The sequence below is a fragment of the Bacillus sp. FJAT-22090 genome, from assembly GCF_001278755.1.
Taxonomy (GTDB): Bacteria; Bacillota; Bacilli; order Bacillales_A; family Planococcaceae; genus Psychrobacillus.
The window spans coordinates 1776341-1793732 of the sequence record NZ_CP012601.1; the positions used below are offsets into that span (position 1 = coordinate 1776341).

Below are 17392 nucleotides of genomic sequence, written 5' to 3' on the forward strand. Positions count from 1 at the left end.
ACTACGGTCAACCTTTTGTGTTGGAACGTTTTATACTCTTCTACTTATTATCTGTCAAGCCTCCAAGTCTGCTCGAGATCTAATGGAATTCCCACAGTGACTGAAGAACTGCCTCCTGTGGATATCCATTTACTTACTGCTGATTATTGGAAACCTTTCTTACTTCATTACTGTTCTTTTTGTTCTGCTCGTTCTTTTTCTTCTTTTATTACTACTTTTCTAGAGAGATTTACACGGCCTTGGTTGTCGATTTCTATAACTTTTACTAAAAGCTCATCGCCAATTTTTAAGACATCTTCCACATTCTTCGTACGTTCTTCTTGAATTTCCGAAATATGAAGTAATCCATCTTTTCCGCTGAATATTTCTAGGAAAGCACCGAATTTTTCAATACGTTTCACTTTACCTAAATAGTATTCACCAACTTGTGCAACTCGAACAATATTCTCTATAATTTCTCTTGCACGAGCAATCATATCTTCGTCTGCTGAAGCAATATAAATTGTACCATCTTGCTCTGTATCAATTTTTACCCCAGTTTCATCAATGATTTTATTAATTTGTTTACCACCTGGTCCAATTACATCACGGATTTTATCAGGGTTAATTTTAATAACAGAAATTTTAGGTGCATATTTAGAAAGCTTTTCACGAGGTTCACTAATAGTAGAAAGCATGCTTTCTAAAATCTGCATACGTCCAATTTTAGCTTGTTCAAGAGCTTCTTCTAAAATGGTTCTAGATAGACCCTCAATTTTGATATCCATTTGAAGCGCAGTAATACCTTTAGATGTTCCTGCTACTTTAAAGTCCATATCTCCAAGATGATCTTCCATACCTTGAATATCCGTTAAAATTGTATAGTTCTCGCCTTTTTTGACAAGACCCATCGCAATACCTGCAACTGGTGCTTTAAGAGGTACCCCAGCATCCATCATTGCAAGTGTAGAAGCACAAATACTTGCTTGAGATGTAGAACCATTTGATTCTAATACTTCTGCCACTAATCGAAGTGTATATGGGAAATCATTTTCATCTGGAATCACTGCTTCTAGAGCTCGTTCGCCTAAAGCGCCATGTCCAATTTCACGACGACCTGGAGCACGAATCGGTCCAGTTTCACCAACACTAAATTGCGGGAAATTATAATGATGCATGAAACGTTTTGATTCCTCTAAACCAAGTCCATCGATAATTTGTACATCGCCAAGCGGTCCTAAAGTACAAATACTCAAAGCTTGTGTTTGTCCACGAGTGAACAATCCTGAACCATGTGTTCTAGGTAAAATTCCTACTTCAGAAGATAGAGGACGAATTTCAGCTACTCCACGACCATCTGGACGAATTTTATCTTCTGTTATTAAGCGACGAACTTCTTCTTTAACCATCGCATCTAAAATTTCGCGAACTTGTTTTAAAGTTTCTTCCGATGCTTCTTTTTCTGTATATTGATCTAATACTTCATTTTTTACTTCTGTAATAGCATCTTCACGAGCGTGTTTTTCTTGCACTTGTATTGCTTGTACAAGTTTTGCTTCACAAATTTCTTTTACTTCTACAAAAAGTTCTTTATCCAATTCAAAAAGAGGAATTTCTTTTTTCTCTTTACCTATCTCTGCAACAACTTTTTCTTGGAATTCGATTAGTTTTATTATTTCACTGTGACCAAACATAATTGCTTCTAACACAACTTCTTCAGAAACTTCTTTCGCTCCTGCTTCTACCATGTTTATCGCATCTTTTGTTCCTGCGACAGTTAAATCTAATATACTTTTTTCCATTTGTTCAACAGTTGGATTAATGAAAAATTCATCACCAATTAAACCTACTTGAACTCCAGCTATTGGTCCATCGAATGGAATATCCGATACGCTAAGTGCTAAAGAGGAACCGAGCATTGCCGCCATCTCTGATGAGCAGTTTTGATCGACAGACATAACCATTGAAATTACTTGAACTTCATTACGAAATCCATCTGGAAATAAAGGACGAATTGGACGGTCAATTAAACGACTAGTTAAAATTGCTCTTTCAGAAGGGCGTCCTTCACGTTTAATAAATCCACCAGGAATCTTACCAACAGCATATAATTTTTCTTCATAATTAACTGTCAATGGGAAGAAATCCAGATTCTTAGGATTCTTTGAAGCAGTTGCTACTGATAATACGCTTGTATCACCATATCTTACTAAAACTGCACCGTTTGCTTGTTTTGCAAGTTGTCCTATTTCCACTTGCAATGTACGGCCAGCCCATTCGTACGTAAACACTTTCTTTTCACTCATTTAATCAGAACTCCTCTCAACTTAAAAAAAACTCCTTATACAGGGCATATAAAAGTATATGTATCATAAGTAGTGTATCAAAAATATCGAAACTATGCGAAGTATTTTATGCAAAAGAAAAAGCGGGACGAATCCCGCTTTCAGACTGATGACAAACGCTTTCATTCTTCGTTCCTTGCATATCGTTGTAAGCTCATGAACCATTAGTTCAATTCGCTTCCGCCTCATGCTGGCGCGCCTAGACTGACAAGCGTTTTCAAGCCAGTCTGAAGTAAAAACTTCAACAAACTTTTGTCACAATCTAAAAGGGGAAAATAATCCCGCTTTCTTCCATGTTATAATTATCGACGTAAACCAAGTTTAGCGATTAACTCGCGGTAACGTTGTACTTCGTTTTCACGTAAGTATTTTAACAAGTTACGGCGACGTCCAACCATTTTGAAAAGACCACGACGTGAATGATGATCTTTCTTATGTGTACGCAAATGTTCGTTTAAAGAATTGATTTCTTCTGTAAGAATTGCGATTTGAATATCAGCAGATCCAGTGTCACTTTCGTGAGTTCTGAACTCAGCGATAAGTTCATTTTTGCGTTCTTGTGTAATTGCCATGTTATTTTCCTCCTAAAATTTCATAGTATCCCCAGTTCCTGAGCAATCGTTGGAGAATCGAAAAAGCCAAGGAATGGTTAAGTACAGTTTTGTACTTTTAAAATATACCATAGGAATGAATGAGAATCAACTTATACGTTTTCTTTAAAAAAATTAATAGCAACTAATTTATCTTTGGCAATCTGTTCTTTTAATTCCTCTATGCCATTAAATTTCTTTTCTGAACGTATTCTCTTGTACCAATGTACATCGACTTCTTCTCCATAAATAGACTTATCGAAATCTATAATATGTACTTCAATCGAAAGTTTTTTATCATCTGGATTGTTAAAAGTTGGTTTATAACCAACATTGCATACACCTTCAAACCAATTTTCCTGTACTCTAATTTTCACAGCGTAGACACCCGTTGCAGGCGTATATTGGCCTTCTATTGGTTGTACATTTGCAGTTGGGAAATTAATCGTTCTTCCTCTTTTATCTCCGTGAATAACTACCCCCGAAAGTGTAAAAGGACGACCTAAAAGTTCTTTAACTTCTCCTACGTTACCCGCTTTAAGATTAGCTCTAATTCGAGTAGAACTGATTTTCTCTTCATTCATTTCTTGTTTATCGACAACTGAGACAGAATACTTTCCTTCAGCAAGTAAATCCATTTCTTTCATAGTCCCTTTACCATAAGCTCCAAATGTAAAATCAAAACCAGCTGTCACATGCTTTACATTTGCTTTTTTGATAAAAGCTTCAATAAATTCAGCTGGGGTTAACTTAGCAAAATCGGAAGTAAAACGAACAACAAATAAAGTATCTACGTCTAGTTTTTTTAGAATTTCTATTTTCTGCTCCAATGGAGTAATATAAAATACTTGTTCTTTACTTTTACCAAGTACTAAAGATGGATGAGGATCGAAGGTCATCACAGCAGTTTTGATATGAAGCTCTTTAGCCTTTTTGTATGCTTCTTGAATAACTGCTTGATGCCCTCTATGTACTCCATCAAAAAAACCTATAGCTAAAGAGAAGCTATCCTTGTTTAAATTCTCAAATAAATGATTTGGGTAAGATAAGTGATGTACTTCCATATTAATCTCCTTTTTCCGTTGAAAACATTTTCTCCGGTTTCATCATACCATTTTTTGTTGGATGCTTTACATAAACTGCTCTAGGTACCGAATTTTGCGTATATACAATTTTTTCATCTTTTTCAAGGAGTGAATGTGCTTTAATCACCTGTCCATTTTCTATACTTTTTTCTACTTCTGCTGTAATCTCAATACTTGGCCAACTTTGCAAAGCATATTTTATCGGAAACATAAAATCATCTAATCTCTCGTCATCCTTAGCAATTTCTACCTCTGATAATGTTAGACATTGCTCTTTTGTAAAGCTCCCTGAAGCAGTCCGAACTAAAGAAGACATATGTGCAGGGTACCCTAATAGCTCACCAATTTGCACCGCAAGCGTCCTAATATACGTACCTTTACTGCAACCTATTTCTATTGAAAAGGAAACATTTTTACCGTTGAAATCCTTTGTTTCATCTAATAGATTTAATTGGTAAATGGAAACTTTTCTACTTGGACGTTCGACTTCTTTTCCTTCTCTTGCATACTCATATAACTTTTTTCCATTTACTTTTACTGCTGAATACATGGGTGGGGTTTGAACAATTTCACCTGTCAATTGATCCAGAACGTGTAAAATTTGTTCACGAGTAAAATGTTTATTGGTTTGATCGTGGTGAACAATTTCACCATCGGCATCCTCAGTTGTAGTAGAAGCTCCAATACTGACTGTAGCAATATAAGTTTTTCCTTGCTCCATAATATATTCAGAAACTTTAGTAGCCTGACCTAGACAAATTGGTAATACACCTTCGACACTTGGATCAAGCGTACCTGTGTGTCCAATTCTTTTCATTTTTAATATTTTTCGCAGTTTAAATACACAATCATGGGAAGTCATCCCCTTTTCCTTCCATAACGGAAGTATACCTTCATACATCTTTTCACCTCTTATAACAATAATTTACAACAAAAAAGTCTGCTTGTTATAGTAAGCAGACTTCTCTTGTTTTTTATTCTTCTGATGATTTGTTAATTTCTCGTAATAAATCATCAATACGATTTCCATAAGCTGCAGATTCATCAAATTTAAATAGTAGCTCTGGCGTAATTCGAAGTCTTATTCTATGTCCAATTTCGGAGCGAATAAATCCTTTTGCTTTTTCTAAAGCTTTTAAAGTATCATCACGTTTTGTTTCTCCGCCAAGAACAGTTAAATAAATTGTCGCTTGTTGAAGATCTCCCGTAACTTCTACATCCGTTACAGTAACAAAACCGATACGAGGATCTTTAAGTTTTCGGACAATAATTTCGCCTAACTCTTTTTTCATTTGTTCAGCAACTCGGTTTGCGCGCATAGACATGATCGCTACACCTCATATTCTGATTATAAATATTCTTTTCTTAATTCAATACGTTCCCACTCAGGGTTAGAATCAAGATAGCGGATGGCATGCATTAGTTCACGCTCTGCTGCTACTTTATCTGAGGCAACAGTCACTATACCAATACATGTTCTCTGCCATACATCCTGATGATCCAACTCTCCAATAGAAACATTAAATTTTTGTTTTGTTCTTGTGAGCATTCGTTGAAGAACAGCTCTTTTTTCTTTTAAGGAATGTGCAGTAGAAATGATGTATTCACACTCTGCATATACAATCATTATCGTTTAATCTCTTCCATGATAAATGCTTCAATAATGTCGTTTTCTTTAATATCATTAAAGTTTTTAATCGTTATACCACATTCATAGCCTTTTGCAACTTCTTTTGCATCGTCTTTGAAACGTTTTAACGTATCTAATTCACCCTCAAAGATAACGATAGAATCACGGATAATACGAACACCGCTATCTCTTGAAATTTTACCTTCCGTTACGTAAGACCCTGCAATTGTTCCTACTTTAGAAACCTTGAACGTTTCACGTACTTCTGCTTGACCAATAATTTTTTCTTGGAATTCAGGATCTAAAAGTCCTTTCATAGCAGACTCAATCTCTTCAATTACTTTATAAATAACTCGGTGTAAACGAATATCTACGCCTTCTTGGTCTGCTGCTCGTTTTGCATTCACATCAGGACGAACATTAAACCCAATAACGATAGCATTAGAAGCAGCTGCTAATGTTACATCCGACTCAGTAATCGCTCCTGCCCCAGTGTGAATGATTCGAACATTTACACCTGCTACTTCAATTTTCATCAAGGAAGCAGCCATTGCCTCTACAGTACCTTGAACGTCTGCTTTAACAATAATGTTTAATTCTTTCATTTCCCCTTGTTTCATTTGATCAAACAAATTATCTAATGTTACACGGGTTTTTTCAGAACGTTGGTTAACTTGAGCTTGTGATGCACGAGTTTCCCCTACTTGACGAGCAGTTTTTTCATCTTCAAATACGACGAATCTATCCCCTGCTTGTGGTACTTCATTTAATCCAGTGATTTCCACTGGCGTTGATGGGCCAGCTTCTTTTACACGACGTCCTAAATCATTAACCATAGCACGAACACGCCCATATGCATGACCTACTACAATTGGGTCACCTATTCGTAAAGTTCCATCTTGAACTAATAATGTTGCAACTGAACCTCTACCTTTATCTAGCTGTGCTTCGATAACTGTACCAAGTGCTAGGCGTTTTGGATTTGCTTTTAATTCTGCTACTTCTGAAACAAGTAATACCATTTCAAGAAGGTTGTCGATACCTTCCCCTTTTAAAGCAGAAATTGGTACGAAAATTGTTTCTCCACCCCATGCTTCTGGTACTAATCCATGCTCAGTTAACTCTTGCATTACACGGTCAGGATTAGCTGATGGTTTATCCATTTTGTTTACAGCAACAATAATTGGTACTTCGGCTGCTTTTGCATGATTAATCGCTTCGACTGTTTGAGGCATTACACCATCATCAGCAGCAACTACAAGAATGGTAATATCAGTCACTTTAGCACCACGAGCACGCATTGTTGTAAAGGCTGCATGTCCAGGGGTATCAAGGAACGTGATCTTTTTGCCATTATCAACGATTTGATATGCTCCAATATGTTGAGTAATTCCACCTGCTTCACCAGCAGTAACCTTTGTATGACGAATGGAATCAAGTAAAGTTGTTTTACCGTGATCAACGTGTCCCATGATTGTAACTACTGGAGGACGTTCCTTCAGATTAGCTTCATCATCTTCTGTTGATTCGAAATGCACTTCTAAATCAGTGATATCGATTTTGATTTCTTCTTCCACTTCTACACCATAGTCTGCACATATTAATTCAATAGCATCCTTGTCAAGTTCCTGGTTAATTGTTGCCATTACTCCAAGTAAAAACAGTTTTTTAATAATTTCAGATGGTTCACGACCTAATTTTTTCGCTAGCTCTGTTACTGTTAATGACTCAGTGAATGTAATTTTTTCAGGGAGTTCTCTTTCTTTTCTTGGTACTGGTGGTTGAACAGGAGTAGTAGGTCCTTTTCTTCTCTTTTGAAATTTTTGACCTGGTCGATTTTGTCCACCTGGTCTGTTTTGCCCTCCTGGACGATTATTATTGAAAGGTTTTTTATCTTTCGAATAATTGTTTGATCCTTGGGAAGTATTTCCTTGGGAAGATTGTCCTTGGTTAGAAGGTCTAGCTTGCCCTTGGTTTGATGGTCTTGATTGACCTTGATTTGATGGTCTTGCTTGACCTTGATTCGAAGGTCTAGAACCTTGGTTTGAAGGCTTTGATTGACCTTGCCCTGTTGGTTTTGATTGTCCTTCATTTGATGGTCTTGATTGTCCTTGATTTGATGGACGATTGTTTTGTCCTACTTGTTGTGATTTTGTAGAAGTCTGTGGTGTTGATTGAGCAGTGTTTTTAGTAGTTTCTGTTGATTTTTTGTAAACACTATCTAATTTTTTTACAGCGTCTCCTTCAAGCATTGACATATGGTTAGCTACTTGTATATTAAGCTTTCCTAATTGCTCGATAACTTCTTTACTAGATTTTTCTATTTGTTTCGCGTACTCATGAACTCTGATTTTAGTCATTAGCTCACCCCCGGTTATATTCGTTGAGAAGGCCGGACAGTTTTTTGGCGAAACCGTCATCCATAATGGCTATTGCCACTCTGGCCTCTTTTCCCGTCGCATGTCCGAGATCGTGCCGGTCTCCAAAGACATGCAGCTCAACGTTAAAAGATGCACATTTATCATTAATTTTTTTTGCAGTATTTTGAGAAGCATCTGAAGCCAGTAAGACTAGCTTCGCTTTTTTGCTTCTTATTTCTTTTACTACTAATTCTTCTCCAGAAATAGTTTTTCTCGCTCTTGTTGCAAGTCCTAATAATTGTGTTATTTGTTGCTCTACTGTCATTTTAATTTTTCTCTTTCAATTATGACGATTAACTCATCATAAATTTCATTTGGTATAGGTGCTTCTAAATGATTACCTAAGGAGTTTTTCTTTTTAGCTTGATTTACCGCTTCAATCGTTTTTGAAACGTATGCGCCTCTTCCTGACTTTTTACCAGTCGGATCGACAGAAACTTCTCCTTCTTTTGATCGGACGATGCGAATCATCTCTTTTTTAGGATACATTTCTCCTGTAGCAACACATTTGCGCAATGGAATTTTCTTTTGAACTGCCATCCAAACTCACCATCCTTGCTTACTCTTCGTCTTTATAGAAGTCAAAGTCATCCATTTCATCGTCTAGGGTTTCTAAAATAACCTCAGGAGAATTCTCATTCGGATAAATACCTAATTCTCTTGCGTCCGTTTCACTTTTAATATCAATTTTCCAACCAGTTAGTTTTGCAGCTAGACGTGCATTTTGCCCTCTTTTACCAATAGCAAGAGAAAGTTGATAATCAGGTACAACAACAGTTGTAGATTTTTCTTCCTCATTTACTTGTACATCTAACACTTTTGATGGACTAAGTGCATTTGCAACAAAAACAACTGGATCTTCTGACCATTCTACAATATCAATCTTTTCTCCGCTTAACTCGTTCACTATTGTTTGTACACGCGCACCCTTTGCACCAACACATGAACCAACTGGATCAATTTCATCATTGTGAGCAAATACAGAAATTTTAGAACGATCTCCTGCTTCACGAGCAATCGATTTAATTTCTACAATTCCTTCAAATATCTCAGGTACTTCCATTTCAAATAAACGACGAAGTAAACCTGGATGCGTTCTAGATACAAATACTTGTGGACCGCGAGTTGTGCGCTCTACTTTTGTAATATAAACTTTAATACGATCATGTGGACGATACGTTTCAGTTTGAATTTGCTCATTCACTGGTAATACAGCTTCCACTTTACCCAAGCCAACATAGATATTGCGTGCATCTAAGCGTTCAACGATACCATTGACAATATCATCTTCACGATCCACATATTCTTCATAGATGAGACCACGTTCCGCTTCACGAACTCTTTGTGTTACAACTTGTTTAGCTGTTTGTGCTGCGATACGTCCAAAATTACGAGGTGTTACTTCTTCCTCTACTACATCCCCCACTATATAGTGTGGGTTAATAGCTCTTGCATCATCTAGAGAAATTTGTAAACGATCATCTTCTACTTCTTCTACTACATCTTTTCTTGAATACACAAGCATAGTACCTGTTGCTAAATTTATGTCTACACGAACATTTTGCGCTTGATTGAAATTTCTTTTATAAGCTGTCACTAATGCAGCTTCAATTGCTTCTATTAATACATCTCTGGAAATTCCTTTTTGTTGTTCGAGCGCAGTTAGCGCATCTAATAAATCACTACTCATAGCTATCACTCCTCAATATACATTATGCAGAGAAATCGATTGCTAAACGAGCAAGCGCAATTTTCTCTTTATCAATTTGAATTTTAACTCTTCTAGTTTTCACACGCACTTCAATTAAAGCACCTTCATCATCTGAATAAGAAAGTAATGTCCCTTCAAATTCTTTTGCACCTTTTACAGGCTCATACGTTTTAATATAAACATATTTTCCGACAGCTTTTAGAAAATCTGCATCTTTTTTCAATGGACGTTCTGCACCTGGTGATGAGACTTCTAAAAAGTAGTTTTCTTTAATTGGATCCACGACATCCAATTTTTCACTAAGCTTTTCACTAACTTGAGCACATTGCTCGATATCAATTCCACCAGCTGGTGTATCAATATATACTCGTAAAAACCAATCGCGACCTTCTTTGACATATTCAATATCTACAAGCTCTAAGTTCAACTCCTGTAAAATCGGGGTTACAAGCTCTTCAATTTTACTTGTTATATTACTCATACATACCTCCTATATAACAATATTTTCTATATAACAACAGAAAAGAGCGGGAAATCCCACTCTTTCGTCACAGAACTATGAAACATTGGTAGTTTTATATTACCATACTACTCAAATTCATGCAAATTGAGAACAAAAGTGGAAGCATTGAATCGGTGACTTTCAAAGGAAAATTAACCCGTTTCATTTTAAAACAAAGAAAGCTGGTTTGCATCTGGAAGTCCATCTAAACAACCCATTGCATCCATGTATTCAATAATTGTTTTGGAAACTTTACCTCTTTGTTGTAGATCCTCTTTAGACAAAAACTCTCCATCTTGTCTAGCTTTAACAATTTGGAATGCAACATTGGTTCCTAATCCTGGAATAGCATTAAATGGTGGTATAAGCGTATTTCCTTCAATTGTAAATTCACTTGCTTTTGATTTATATAAGTCCACTTTTTGCAAACGAATACCACGTTCTGACATTTCAAGTCCGATTTCAAGTACGGTTGCTAAACTCTTTTCTTTAGGAGATGCATCCAAGCCTTTTCCATTTATTTCTTCTAATTTTGCTCGAATTGTTTGGGAACCATTAATCATGGATATCAAATCAAAATCAGAAGCACGAACAGTTAAATACGCCGCGTAATATAGTATGGGAAAATGCACTTTGAAATATGCAATACGCACTGCCATTAATACATATGCAGCCGCATGGGCTTTTGGGAACATGTATTTTATCTTTTTACAAGATTCAATATACCAATTAGGAACTCCCTCTTTTTTCATCTCTGATTCAAACTCTGGAGTTAAGCCTTTCCCTTTACGAACCGATTCCATTATTTTAAATGCTAACGAAGGTTCTAGACCTTGGTAAATTAAATAAACCATAATATCATCACGACAACCTATAACGTCCGAAAGCTGACAAGTTCCATCTTGAATCAGTTCCTGTGCATTTCCTAGCCATACATCTGTACCATGTGAGAGACCTGAAATTTGAACAAGCTCTGAGAAAGTAGACGGCTTCGTTTCTTCTAACATTTGTCGAACAAATCGAGTACCAAATTCGGGAATCCCGAGTGTACCAGTTTTACAATCTATTTGTTCTTGCGTAACTCCGAGAGTTTCAGTTCCGCTAAAGATTTTCATCACTTCAGGATCATCTGTAGGAATTGTTTTAGGATCAATTCCAGATAAATCTTGTAGCATACGAATAACAGTAGGATCGTCATGTCCAAGAATATCAAGTTTTAATAAGTTATCATGAATGGAGTGAAAGTCAAAATGTGTTGTTTTCCATTCAGAATCCTGTGCATCTGCTGGGAACTGTATAGGAGAAAAATCAAAAATATCCATATAATCAGGTACTACAATTATTCCCCCAGGATGTTGCCCTGTTGTACGTTTAACTCCCGTACATCCTTGTACTAATCGATCCACTTCTGCTCCGCGTAAAGTCATATTATTATCATTTGTATACCCACGGACATATCCATACGCCGTTTTTTCAGCAACAGTACCAATAGTACCTGCTCTAAAAACATTATCTTCTCCAAATAATACTTTCGTATAATTATGTGCCTGTGGTTGATATTCTCCACTAAAATTTAAATCGATATCAGGAACTTTGTCTCCTTTAAAGCCAAGAAAAGTTTCGAAAGGAATGTCTTGTCCATCCTTTACATACGGAGTATCACATTTTTCACAGTTTTTGTTTGGCAAGTCAAATCCTGACCCTACTGAACCATCTTGGAAAAACTCAGAATGCTTACAGTTAGGACACACATAGTGTGGTGGTAATGGGTTCACTTCCGTTATCTCTGTAAGCGTTGCTACTAATGAGGAACCAACCGATCCTCGGGAACCAACTAGATAACCATCATCCAGCGATTTTTTAACTAGTTTATGTGAAATTAAATAAATAACCGCAAATCCATGCCCAATAATAGAAGTTAATTCTTTTTCAATTCTTGCTTCCACAATTTCAGGTAGGTCTTCCCCATAGATTTCTCTACCTTTAGCATACGTAAGTGATCTAACTTCTTCATCTGCTCCTTCTATTTTAGGTGTATATAAGTCATCCTTAATAGGTTTTATATCTTCAATAGAATCGGCAATTTTTTGAGGATTGGTTACAACGATTTCTTTCGCTAGCTCTTCACCTAAAAATGAAAATGCATCTAGCATTTCATTTGTAGTACGAAAATGGACTTTAGGTAGCTCATGACGGTTTAGCGGATTTGCTCCACCTTGTGAGTTTACAAGTATTTTTCTAAAAATAGCATCATTTTCATTTAAATAATGGACATTACCTGTAGCAACAACCGGTAAATTAAGTTTTTTCCCTAGCTTTATCATCTTTCGAATAATATCTTCTAAATTCCACTCATCTCTTACTAATTCTAATTCTAGTAAATGAGAATAAACTTCTTTCGGATGAATTTCTAAATAATCATAGAATTTTGCAATGTCTTCTACTTGCTCTAATGGTTTTTGCATTAGGCCCTCAAATACTTCTCCTCTATCACAACCGGAACCGATGATAAGTCCAGCACGGTGTTTTTGTAGAGTAGAACGAGTAATCCGAGGAACTCTGTAAAAAGTAGAGATGTGAGAAAGAGAGACTAATTTAAATAAGTTTTTCAGACCTTCATCATTCACCGCTAGAATTGTACAATGCGATGGTCTCGCTCTTTTGTAGGAATCCCCTTGACCGATGTGTTTGTTGAAATCATCATGATACTGAATCTTTTTTTCTTCCGATTCCTTCAATAGATGCATAAGTAAATATCCAGTCGCTTCACAGTCAAATATAGCTCTATGCGCCTGAGTTAACTCTATATTAAATTTTTTAGCCAAGGATCCTAGTCTATGTGTTTTTAACTCTGGATGTAAGAATCTTGCTAGTTCTAATGTATCGATTACAGGATGAGTAAAGTGATCAATGCCACATTTACGATACCCTTCATATAAGAAGCCCATATCAAATGAGGCATTATGCGCTACTATTATTCCATTCCCTATAAATTCATAAAAATCTCTAATAACATCTTCGATTTCCGGAGCATTCCTAACCATATCATCCGTAATTCCAGTAAGTTCGATTGTAGTAGCAGATAAAGGGTGATGTGGATTAACAAATCGCTCAAACTTATCAATTATCTCACCGTTTTTCATTTTAACCGCAGCTAATTCGATGATTTTATCATAATTAGCTGACAAACCCGTAGTCTCCACATCAAATACAATATAAGTTGCATCTTCTAGCGCTATATGTTGTTCGTCATAAGCAATCGGAACGCCATCATGAACTAAATTAGCTTCTAAACCATATAAAATTTTAATCCCATTCTTTTTTCCCGCAGCATACGCTTCCGGAAAGGACTGAACATTCGCATGATCTGTAATTGCAATAGCTTTATGCCCCCATTTGGCGGCTTGAGATACTAACGCAGAAACGGATGAAACAGCATCCATTTGGCTCATAGGGGTATGTAAGTGCAATTCGACTCTTTTTTCTTGTGCCGTATCCAATCGCACAACAGGATTAATTTCAGACATATCTTGTGCCATAATGATTAAATCTCTTACGAAGGTATCGTTCTGAACTGATCCTCGAACTTTAATCCACATGCCCTTTTTCAATCGTTCCATCATTTGAGCATCCTCTTTGTCACGAGAGAACATTTTTACTAGGATGGAATCGGTATAATCTGTCACTTTTGCTGTCAACAGTGATCTTCCACTTCGTAACTCTTTTACTTCTACATCAAAAACAAATCCCTCGATCGTTACTCTGCGTTCCTCATCTTGAATCTGGCGAATATCCATGATCGGTTCTTCCTTTTTAAGTGGAATTCCGAGCTGGAAGGGACCATCTGCCGCTCCATCTGCACCATTTTCCTGACGATCCTGCTCTCTTTTCTGTAAATCAACTAGAGCTTTTTTTCCAAGTTCTTCTTCTTCTAATTTTCGCTGTTCTAAAAATGCTAACTGTGCCTCAGCTAATGCTTGAGTATCTTCTACTAATTTAAAGTCTATAGCCATTTTAGGAAATCCAAAGTTAACGTATGTTTCCGCTAATTGATCTACATATTTTCTTTTTAATGTACGTAGTTCAAGTTCTTGGCCACAAGTAAGTTGGATCATTTGTCCGTTCCACTCTGGTTGTTGCTGAAGTAAACAATCTTTAAGAGGCGGTGCCATATCACTTAATTCTTTCATGACAACCATCCAATAATCTTTAATCTGGGTATCTGAAACTATTGAATTTTCACTTTCAATTGTCAAATGAACACTTGCAATACCTGTAAATTTCTCTTCTAATCTTTGTCTGAAGATAGTAAAAATTTCTATCGGTAGAATAGCAGAACAATGAATGTGAAAATGCCATTGTCTTACTTTTTTATGTACAGTAAATCTAGAGATAGATGCATTTTCAAAATGTTTAACGAAAGAATCTTCCGTTAAATCAAGCTGTTGTAACAATATGTGCATTCTTGCTATGCCATCTTGCATCATGTTGAATCCCTCCCTATCAAATCGCCTTGGAATAGTGTGACATCCACCCGAGGCTTAAAATATATCTAGCAGTTATCTGCCTAACAGAAAAAGAAAGGAAAGTTCAAATGATCGAACTTTCCCTTCTCAAAGATGTTAAATCAATTGGCCCATATGAAGCCGTCTAATAATAAAGCTTAAAAGAAGAAACGCTGTATATCATTCCATGTTACAACTACCATAAGCACCATTAAAAGCATGATTCCAACAAAGTGAATCATTCCTTCTTTTTGCTTGTCGACAGGTTTGCCTCGAATTGCTTCGAATAAGAAAAATAACAGTCGACCCCCATCTAGCGCAGGTAACGGTAATAAATTCATGATACCTAAATTAATACTTAAAAGAGCTGCCCAGTACATTAAATTATATACACCAGATTGTGCAACCGTTTCTGTAACTTTATAAATACCGACTGGTCCTGACAAATCATCTATTGAAAATTGACCAGTTATAAGATTTCCAAGTGCTGAAAAGATTAATAGCGTAGTATCATATGTTTGTTCTGCTCCATAAGCAATTGCTTTAACCGGATTTTTTTCCATTGGACTAGTATATTGAACCCCAATTTGTCCAACTTTCTCTTTTCCAGTCGTTACTTCGTTTGGTGTAATCGTTAAATCTAAAATTTCACCATTACGTTCTACAGAAAAATCCATTTTTTCATTTGGACTAACTCTTACTTCTTCAGACAACTCTTCCCAACTAGTAATAGGATTTCCATTAATCTCTGTTACTAAGTCACCGTCTTTCATTCCAGCCTGAGCTGCAGGACTATCAGCAACAACAGTTGTTATGATAGGTTCATATGTAGGAACCCCTTGCAGTAAACCTAGTATTATAAAGATGAAAAAGGATAGTATAAAGTTGAAAAGTGGACCTGCAAAAATAGCCATTGATCTTTGTCCAACCGACTTAGAGCCAAATTGACGATCGTATGGGGCTATAAATGTTTCATTTCCATTTTCATTAATAACTGCATTTCTTGAAACTTTATAACGAACTAATCGTTCGTCCTCATCGTATCCTTCTATAAACATTTCTTTAGACAAGTCAGATCGCTCAACTTCTAAGAAAAGCATGTCAGGGAATTGTTTGTTTTGGTTTAATACAATTTGATCTATTTCATTGTTTTCATTGAGATGTATACCTAATCGATAACCTGGTTGAAGTTCCACACTGTCCATGTCTTCTCCAGCCATACGTACATACCCACCTATAGGCAATAAACGAATTGTATAAAGTGTTTCTCCTTTTGTCATACCAAAAATTTTAGGTCCCATTCCAATCGCAAACTCTCGCACCATTATTCCTGCTCTTTTTGCAAAAATAAAATGACCAAGCTCATGAAAAAAAACAATACTACCAAATATTATAATAAACGCAATGGCCGTTTCCATTATACCCCACCTTTATAGTAAAACAGCATGTCCTACATTATTTCCTCATTTTATCATGTTTTGAACGGTTTTTCTCGTTTGAGTATCGACTTGTAAAATTGTTTCTAAATCTGGACTTGATATGTTCACATGTTCGTTCATTGCTCTTTCAATTAACTCATCGATCGCTAGAAAAGAAACTTTTTCTTGTAAAAACAACGCCACTGCAGCCTCATTTGCCGCGTTTAAAACTGTAGTCATAGAACCACCAGCTCTTCCTGCTTCAATTGCAAGTTTTAAAGCATGATATCTAGTATAGTTCATCTCTTCAAAATGTAACTTACCTATTTCAGCTAAATTTAACCTTTTTGCGTTCACACGCTCCAAACGATTTGGATAAGATAACGCATATTGAATAGGAACTCTCATATCAGGTGTCCCTAGCTGTGCAATAATGCTTGTATCTTTAAACTCGACCATAGAATGAATAATACTCTCTCTATGTAATAAAACCTCAATATCATCATAGGAAGTATCAAATAATACATGAGCTTCAATTACTTCCAAGCCTTTGTTCATCATGGTGGCACTATCAATCGTAATTTTTGCTCCCATTGACCAATTCGGATGATTTAATGCATCTTTTACAGTTACATTTATTAACTCATCTCGCGTAAGATCCCGAAAGCTACCTCCCGAAGCAGTTATGACTAACTTAGAGATTTCTGATTTTTGCTCACCATTCATCGCTTGAAAAAGAGCTGAATGTTCACTATCTACCGGCAATATCGGAACATTTTTTTCTCTTGCAGCTTGCATAACAAGGTGACCAGCTGTGACAAGTGTTTCTTTGTTTGCTATCGCAATTGTAATACCTTTTTTAATGGCTTCTAAAGTTGGTTTTAATCCAATACTACCAAGTACGGCATTCACTAATACATCTGCATTTGTATTAGCAGCAACTTGAACAAGACCTTCGTCTCCATAAAAAACATGAACTTTTGGAAACTCAGTTTGTAACAAACGAGCATCTTCTTCTTGTGATACCGAAACTACTTCAACTGAAAACTGCTTCAATATTTCCCTTGTCTTCTCCACATTTTTTCCAGCAGAGAAAGAAACTAAATGGAATTTGCTTGGATGCTCTCTAATAATATCTAATGTTTGTAACCCAATAGAACCTGTTGCTCCTAATAAGCTTATTCTTTTTGCCATGATTTAATGTCTT

14 protein-coding genes are annotated in these 17392 nt (G+C 36.2%); all 14 read right to left on the bottom strand.

Annotation, left to right across the window (positions count from 1 at the left end):
• Nucleotides 1-167: 167 nt before the first annotated feature.
• Nucleotides 168-2285 (bottom strand): polyribonucleotide nucleotidyltransferase, encoded by a 2118-nt coding sequence (pnp, locus tag AM499_RS09225; protein WP_053589934.1) that lies wholly within the window; start codon nt 2283-2285, stop codon nt 168-170.
• A 341-nt stretch (nt 2286-2626) separates the two neighbouring features.
• On the bottom strand, nt 2627-2896 hold the full coding sequence (gene rpsO / locus AM499_RS09230; protein WP_053589935.1) for a 30S ribosomal protein S15: 270 nt from the start codon (nt 2894-2896) through the stop codon (nt 2627-2629).
• A gap of 131 nt (nt 2897-3027) precedes the next feature.
• Entirely contained in the window at nt 3028-3978 is a 951-nt protein-coding gene (ribF, locus tag AM499_RS09235) for a riboflavin biosynthesis protein RibF (protein ID WP_053589936.1), read from the bottom strand.
• A gap of 1 nt (nt 3979) precedes the next feature.
• A complete protein-coding gene (gene truB / locus AM499_RS09240) occupies nt 3980-4900 on the bottom strand; it encodes a tRNA pseudouridine(55) synthase TruB (protein ID WP_053589937.1) in 921 nt (306 codons plus the stop codon).
• A 73-nt stretch (nt 4901-4973) separates the two neighbouring features.
• Nucleotides 4974-5324 carry a 30S ribosome-binding factor RbfA gene (rbfA, locus tag AM499_RS09245; RefSeq protein ID WP_053589938.1) on the bottom strand — a complete coding sequence of 117 codons (351 nt, stop codon included), beginning with the start codon at nt 5322-5324 and terminating at the stop codon, nt 4974-4976.
• A gap of 23 nt (nt 5325-5347) precedes the next feature.
• A complete protein-coding gene (locus AM499_RS09250) occupies nt 5348-5626 on the bottom strand; it encodes a DUF503 domain-containing protein (RefSeq protein ID WP_053589939.1) in 279 nt (92 codons plus the stop codon).
• Nucleotides 5626-7989, bottom strand: a complete 2364-nt coding sequence (infB, locus tag AM499_RS09255) for a translation initiation factor IF-2 (RefSeq protein WP_053589940.1) — start codon at nt 7987-7989, stop codon at nt 5626-5628. Before infB ends, AM499_RS09250 begins: the two co-directional genes overlap by 1 nt.
• Before the next feature lie 4 nt (nt 7990-7993).
• Nucleotides 7994-8314: a YlxQ family RNA-binding protein gene (locus tag AM499_RS09260; RefSeq protein WP_053589941.1), complete on the bottom strand. Its 321-nt coding sequence runs from the start codon at nt 8312-8314 to the stop codon at nt 7994-7996.
• Nucleotides 8311-8589, bottom strand: coding sequence for an RNase P modulator RnpM (rnpM, locus tag AM499_RS09265; RefSeq protein ID WP_053589942.1), 279 nt, complete (start codon nt 8587-8589; stop codon nt 8311-8313). Before rnpM ends, AM499_RS09260 begins: the two co-directional genes overlap by 4 nt.
• A 19-nt stretch (nt 8590-8608) precedes the next feature.
• Nucleotides 8609-9739, bottom strand: coding sequence for a transcription termination factor NusA (gene nusA / locus AM499_RS09270; protein ID WP_053589943.1), 1131 nt, complete (start codon nt 9737-9739; stop codon nt 8609-8611).
• Between the two features lie 22 nt (nt 9740-9761).
• On the bottom strand, nt 9762-10241 hold the full coding sequence (gene rimP, locus AM499_RS09275) for a ribosome maturation factor RimP (RefSeq protein ID WP_053589944.1): 480 nt from the start codon (nt 10239-10241) through the stop codon (nt 9762-9764).
• A 188-nt stretch (nt 10242-10429) separates the two neighbouring features.
• Nucleotides 10430-14749 (bottom strand): PolC-type DNA polymerase III, encoded by a 4320-nt coding sequence (locus tag AM499_RS09280; RefSeq protein ID WP_053589945.1) that lies wholly within the window; start codon nt 14747-14749, stop codon nt 10430-10432.
• A gap of 176 nt (nt 14750-14925) precedes the next feature.
• On the bottom strand, nt 14926-16185 hold the full coding sequence (rseP, locus tag AM499_RS09285; protein WP_053589946.1) for an RIP metalloprotease RseP: 1260 nt from the start codon (nt 16183-16185) through the stop codon (nt 14926-14928).
• A 45-nt stretch (nt 16186-16230) separates the two neighbouring features.
• Nucleotides 16231-17379, bottom strand: coding sequence for a 1-deoxy-D-xylulose-5-phosphate reductoisomerase (gene dxr, locus AM499_RS09290; protein ID WP_053589947.1), 1149 nt, complete (start codon nt 17377-17379; stop codon nt 16231-16233).
• Between the last annotated feature and the right edge of the window lie 13 nt (nt 17380-17392).

What these genes read in the sequence shown, in the direction of transcription:
- AM499_RS09280 (WP_053589945.1), bottom strand. Translation starts at nt 14,749, where the DNA reads ATGATGCAAGATGGCATAGCAAGAATGCACATATTGTTACAACAGCTT.
- dxr (WP_053589947.1), bottom strand. Translation starts at nt 17,379, where the DNA reads ATGGCAAAAAGAATAAGCTTATTAGGAGCAACAGGTTCTATTGGGTTA.
- infB (WP_053589940.1), bottom strand. Translation starts at nt 7,989, where the DNA reads ATGACTAAAATCAGAGTTCATGAGTACGCGAAACAAATAGAAAAATCT.
- truB (WP_053589937.1), bottom strand. Translation starts at nt 4,900, where the DNA reads ATGTATGAAGGTATACTTCCGTTATGGAAGGAAAAGGGGATGACTTCC.
- rpsO (WP_053589935.1), bottom strand. Translation starts at nt 2,896, where the DNA reads ATGGCAATTACACAAGAACGCAAAAATGAACTTATCGCTGAGTTCAGA.
- rimP (WP_053589944.1), bottom strand. Translation starts at nt 10,241, where the DNA reads ATGAGTAATATAACAAGTAAAATTGAAGAGCTTGTAACCCCGATTTTA.
- rbfA (WP_053589938.1), bottom strand. Translation starts at nt 5,324, where the DNA reads ATGTCTATGCGCGCAAACCGAGTTGCTGAACAAATGAAAAAAGAGTTA.
- rnpM (WP_053589942.1), bottom strand. Translation starts at nt 8,589, where the DNA reads ATGGCAGTTCAAAAGAAAATTCCATTGCGCAAATGTGTTGCTACAGGA.
- AM499_RS09260 (WP_053589941.1), bottom strand. Translation starts at nt 8,314, where the DNA reads ATGACAGTAGAGCAACAAATAACACAATTATTAGGACTTGCAACAAGA.
- nusA (WP_053589943.1), bottom strand. Translation starts at nt 9,739, where the DNA reads ATGAGTAGTGATTTATTAGATGCGCTAACTGCGCTCGAACAACAAAAA.
- ribF (WP_053589936.1), bottom strand. Translation starts at nt 3,978, where the DNA reads ATGGAAGTACATCACTTATCTTACCCAAATCATTTATTTGAGAATTTA.
- rseP (WP_053589946.1), bottom strand. Translation starts at nt 16,185, where the DNA reads ATGGAAACGGCCATTGCGTTTATTATAATATTTGGTAGTATTGTTTTT.
- AM499_RS09250 (WP_053589939.1), bottom strand. Translation starts at nt 5,626, where the DNA reads ATGATTGTATATGCAGAGTGTGAATACATCATTTCTACTGCACATTCC.
- pnp (WP_053589934.1), bottom strand. Translation starts at nt 2,285, where the DNA reads ATGAGTGAAAAGAAAGTGTTTACGTACGAATGGGCTGGCCGTACATTG.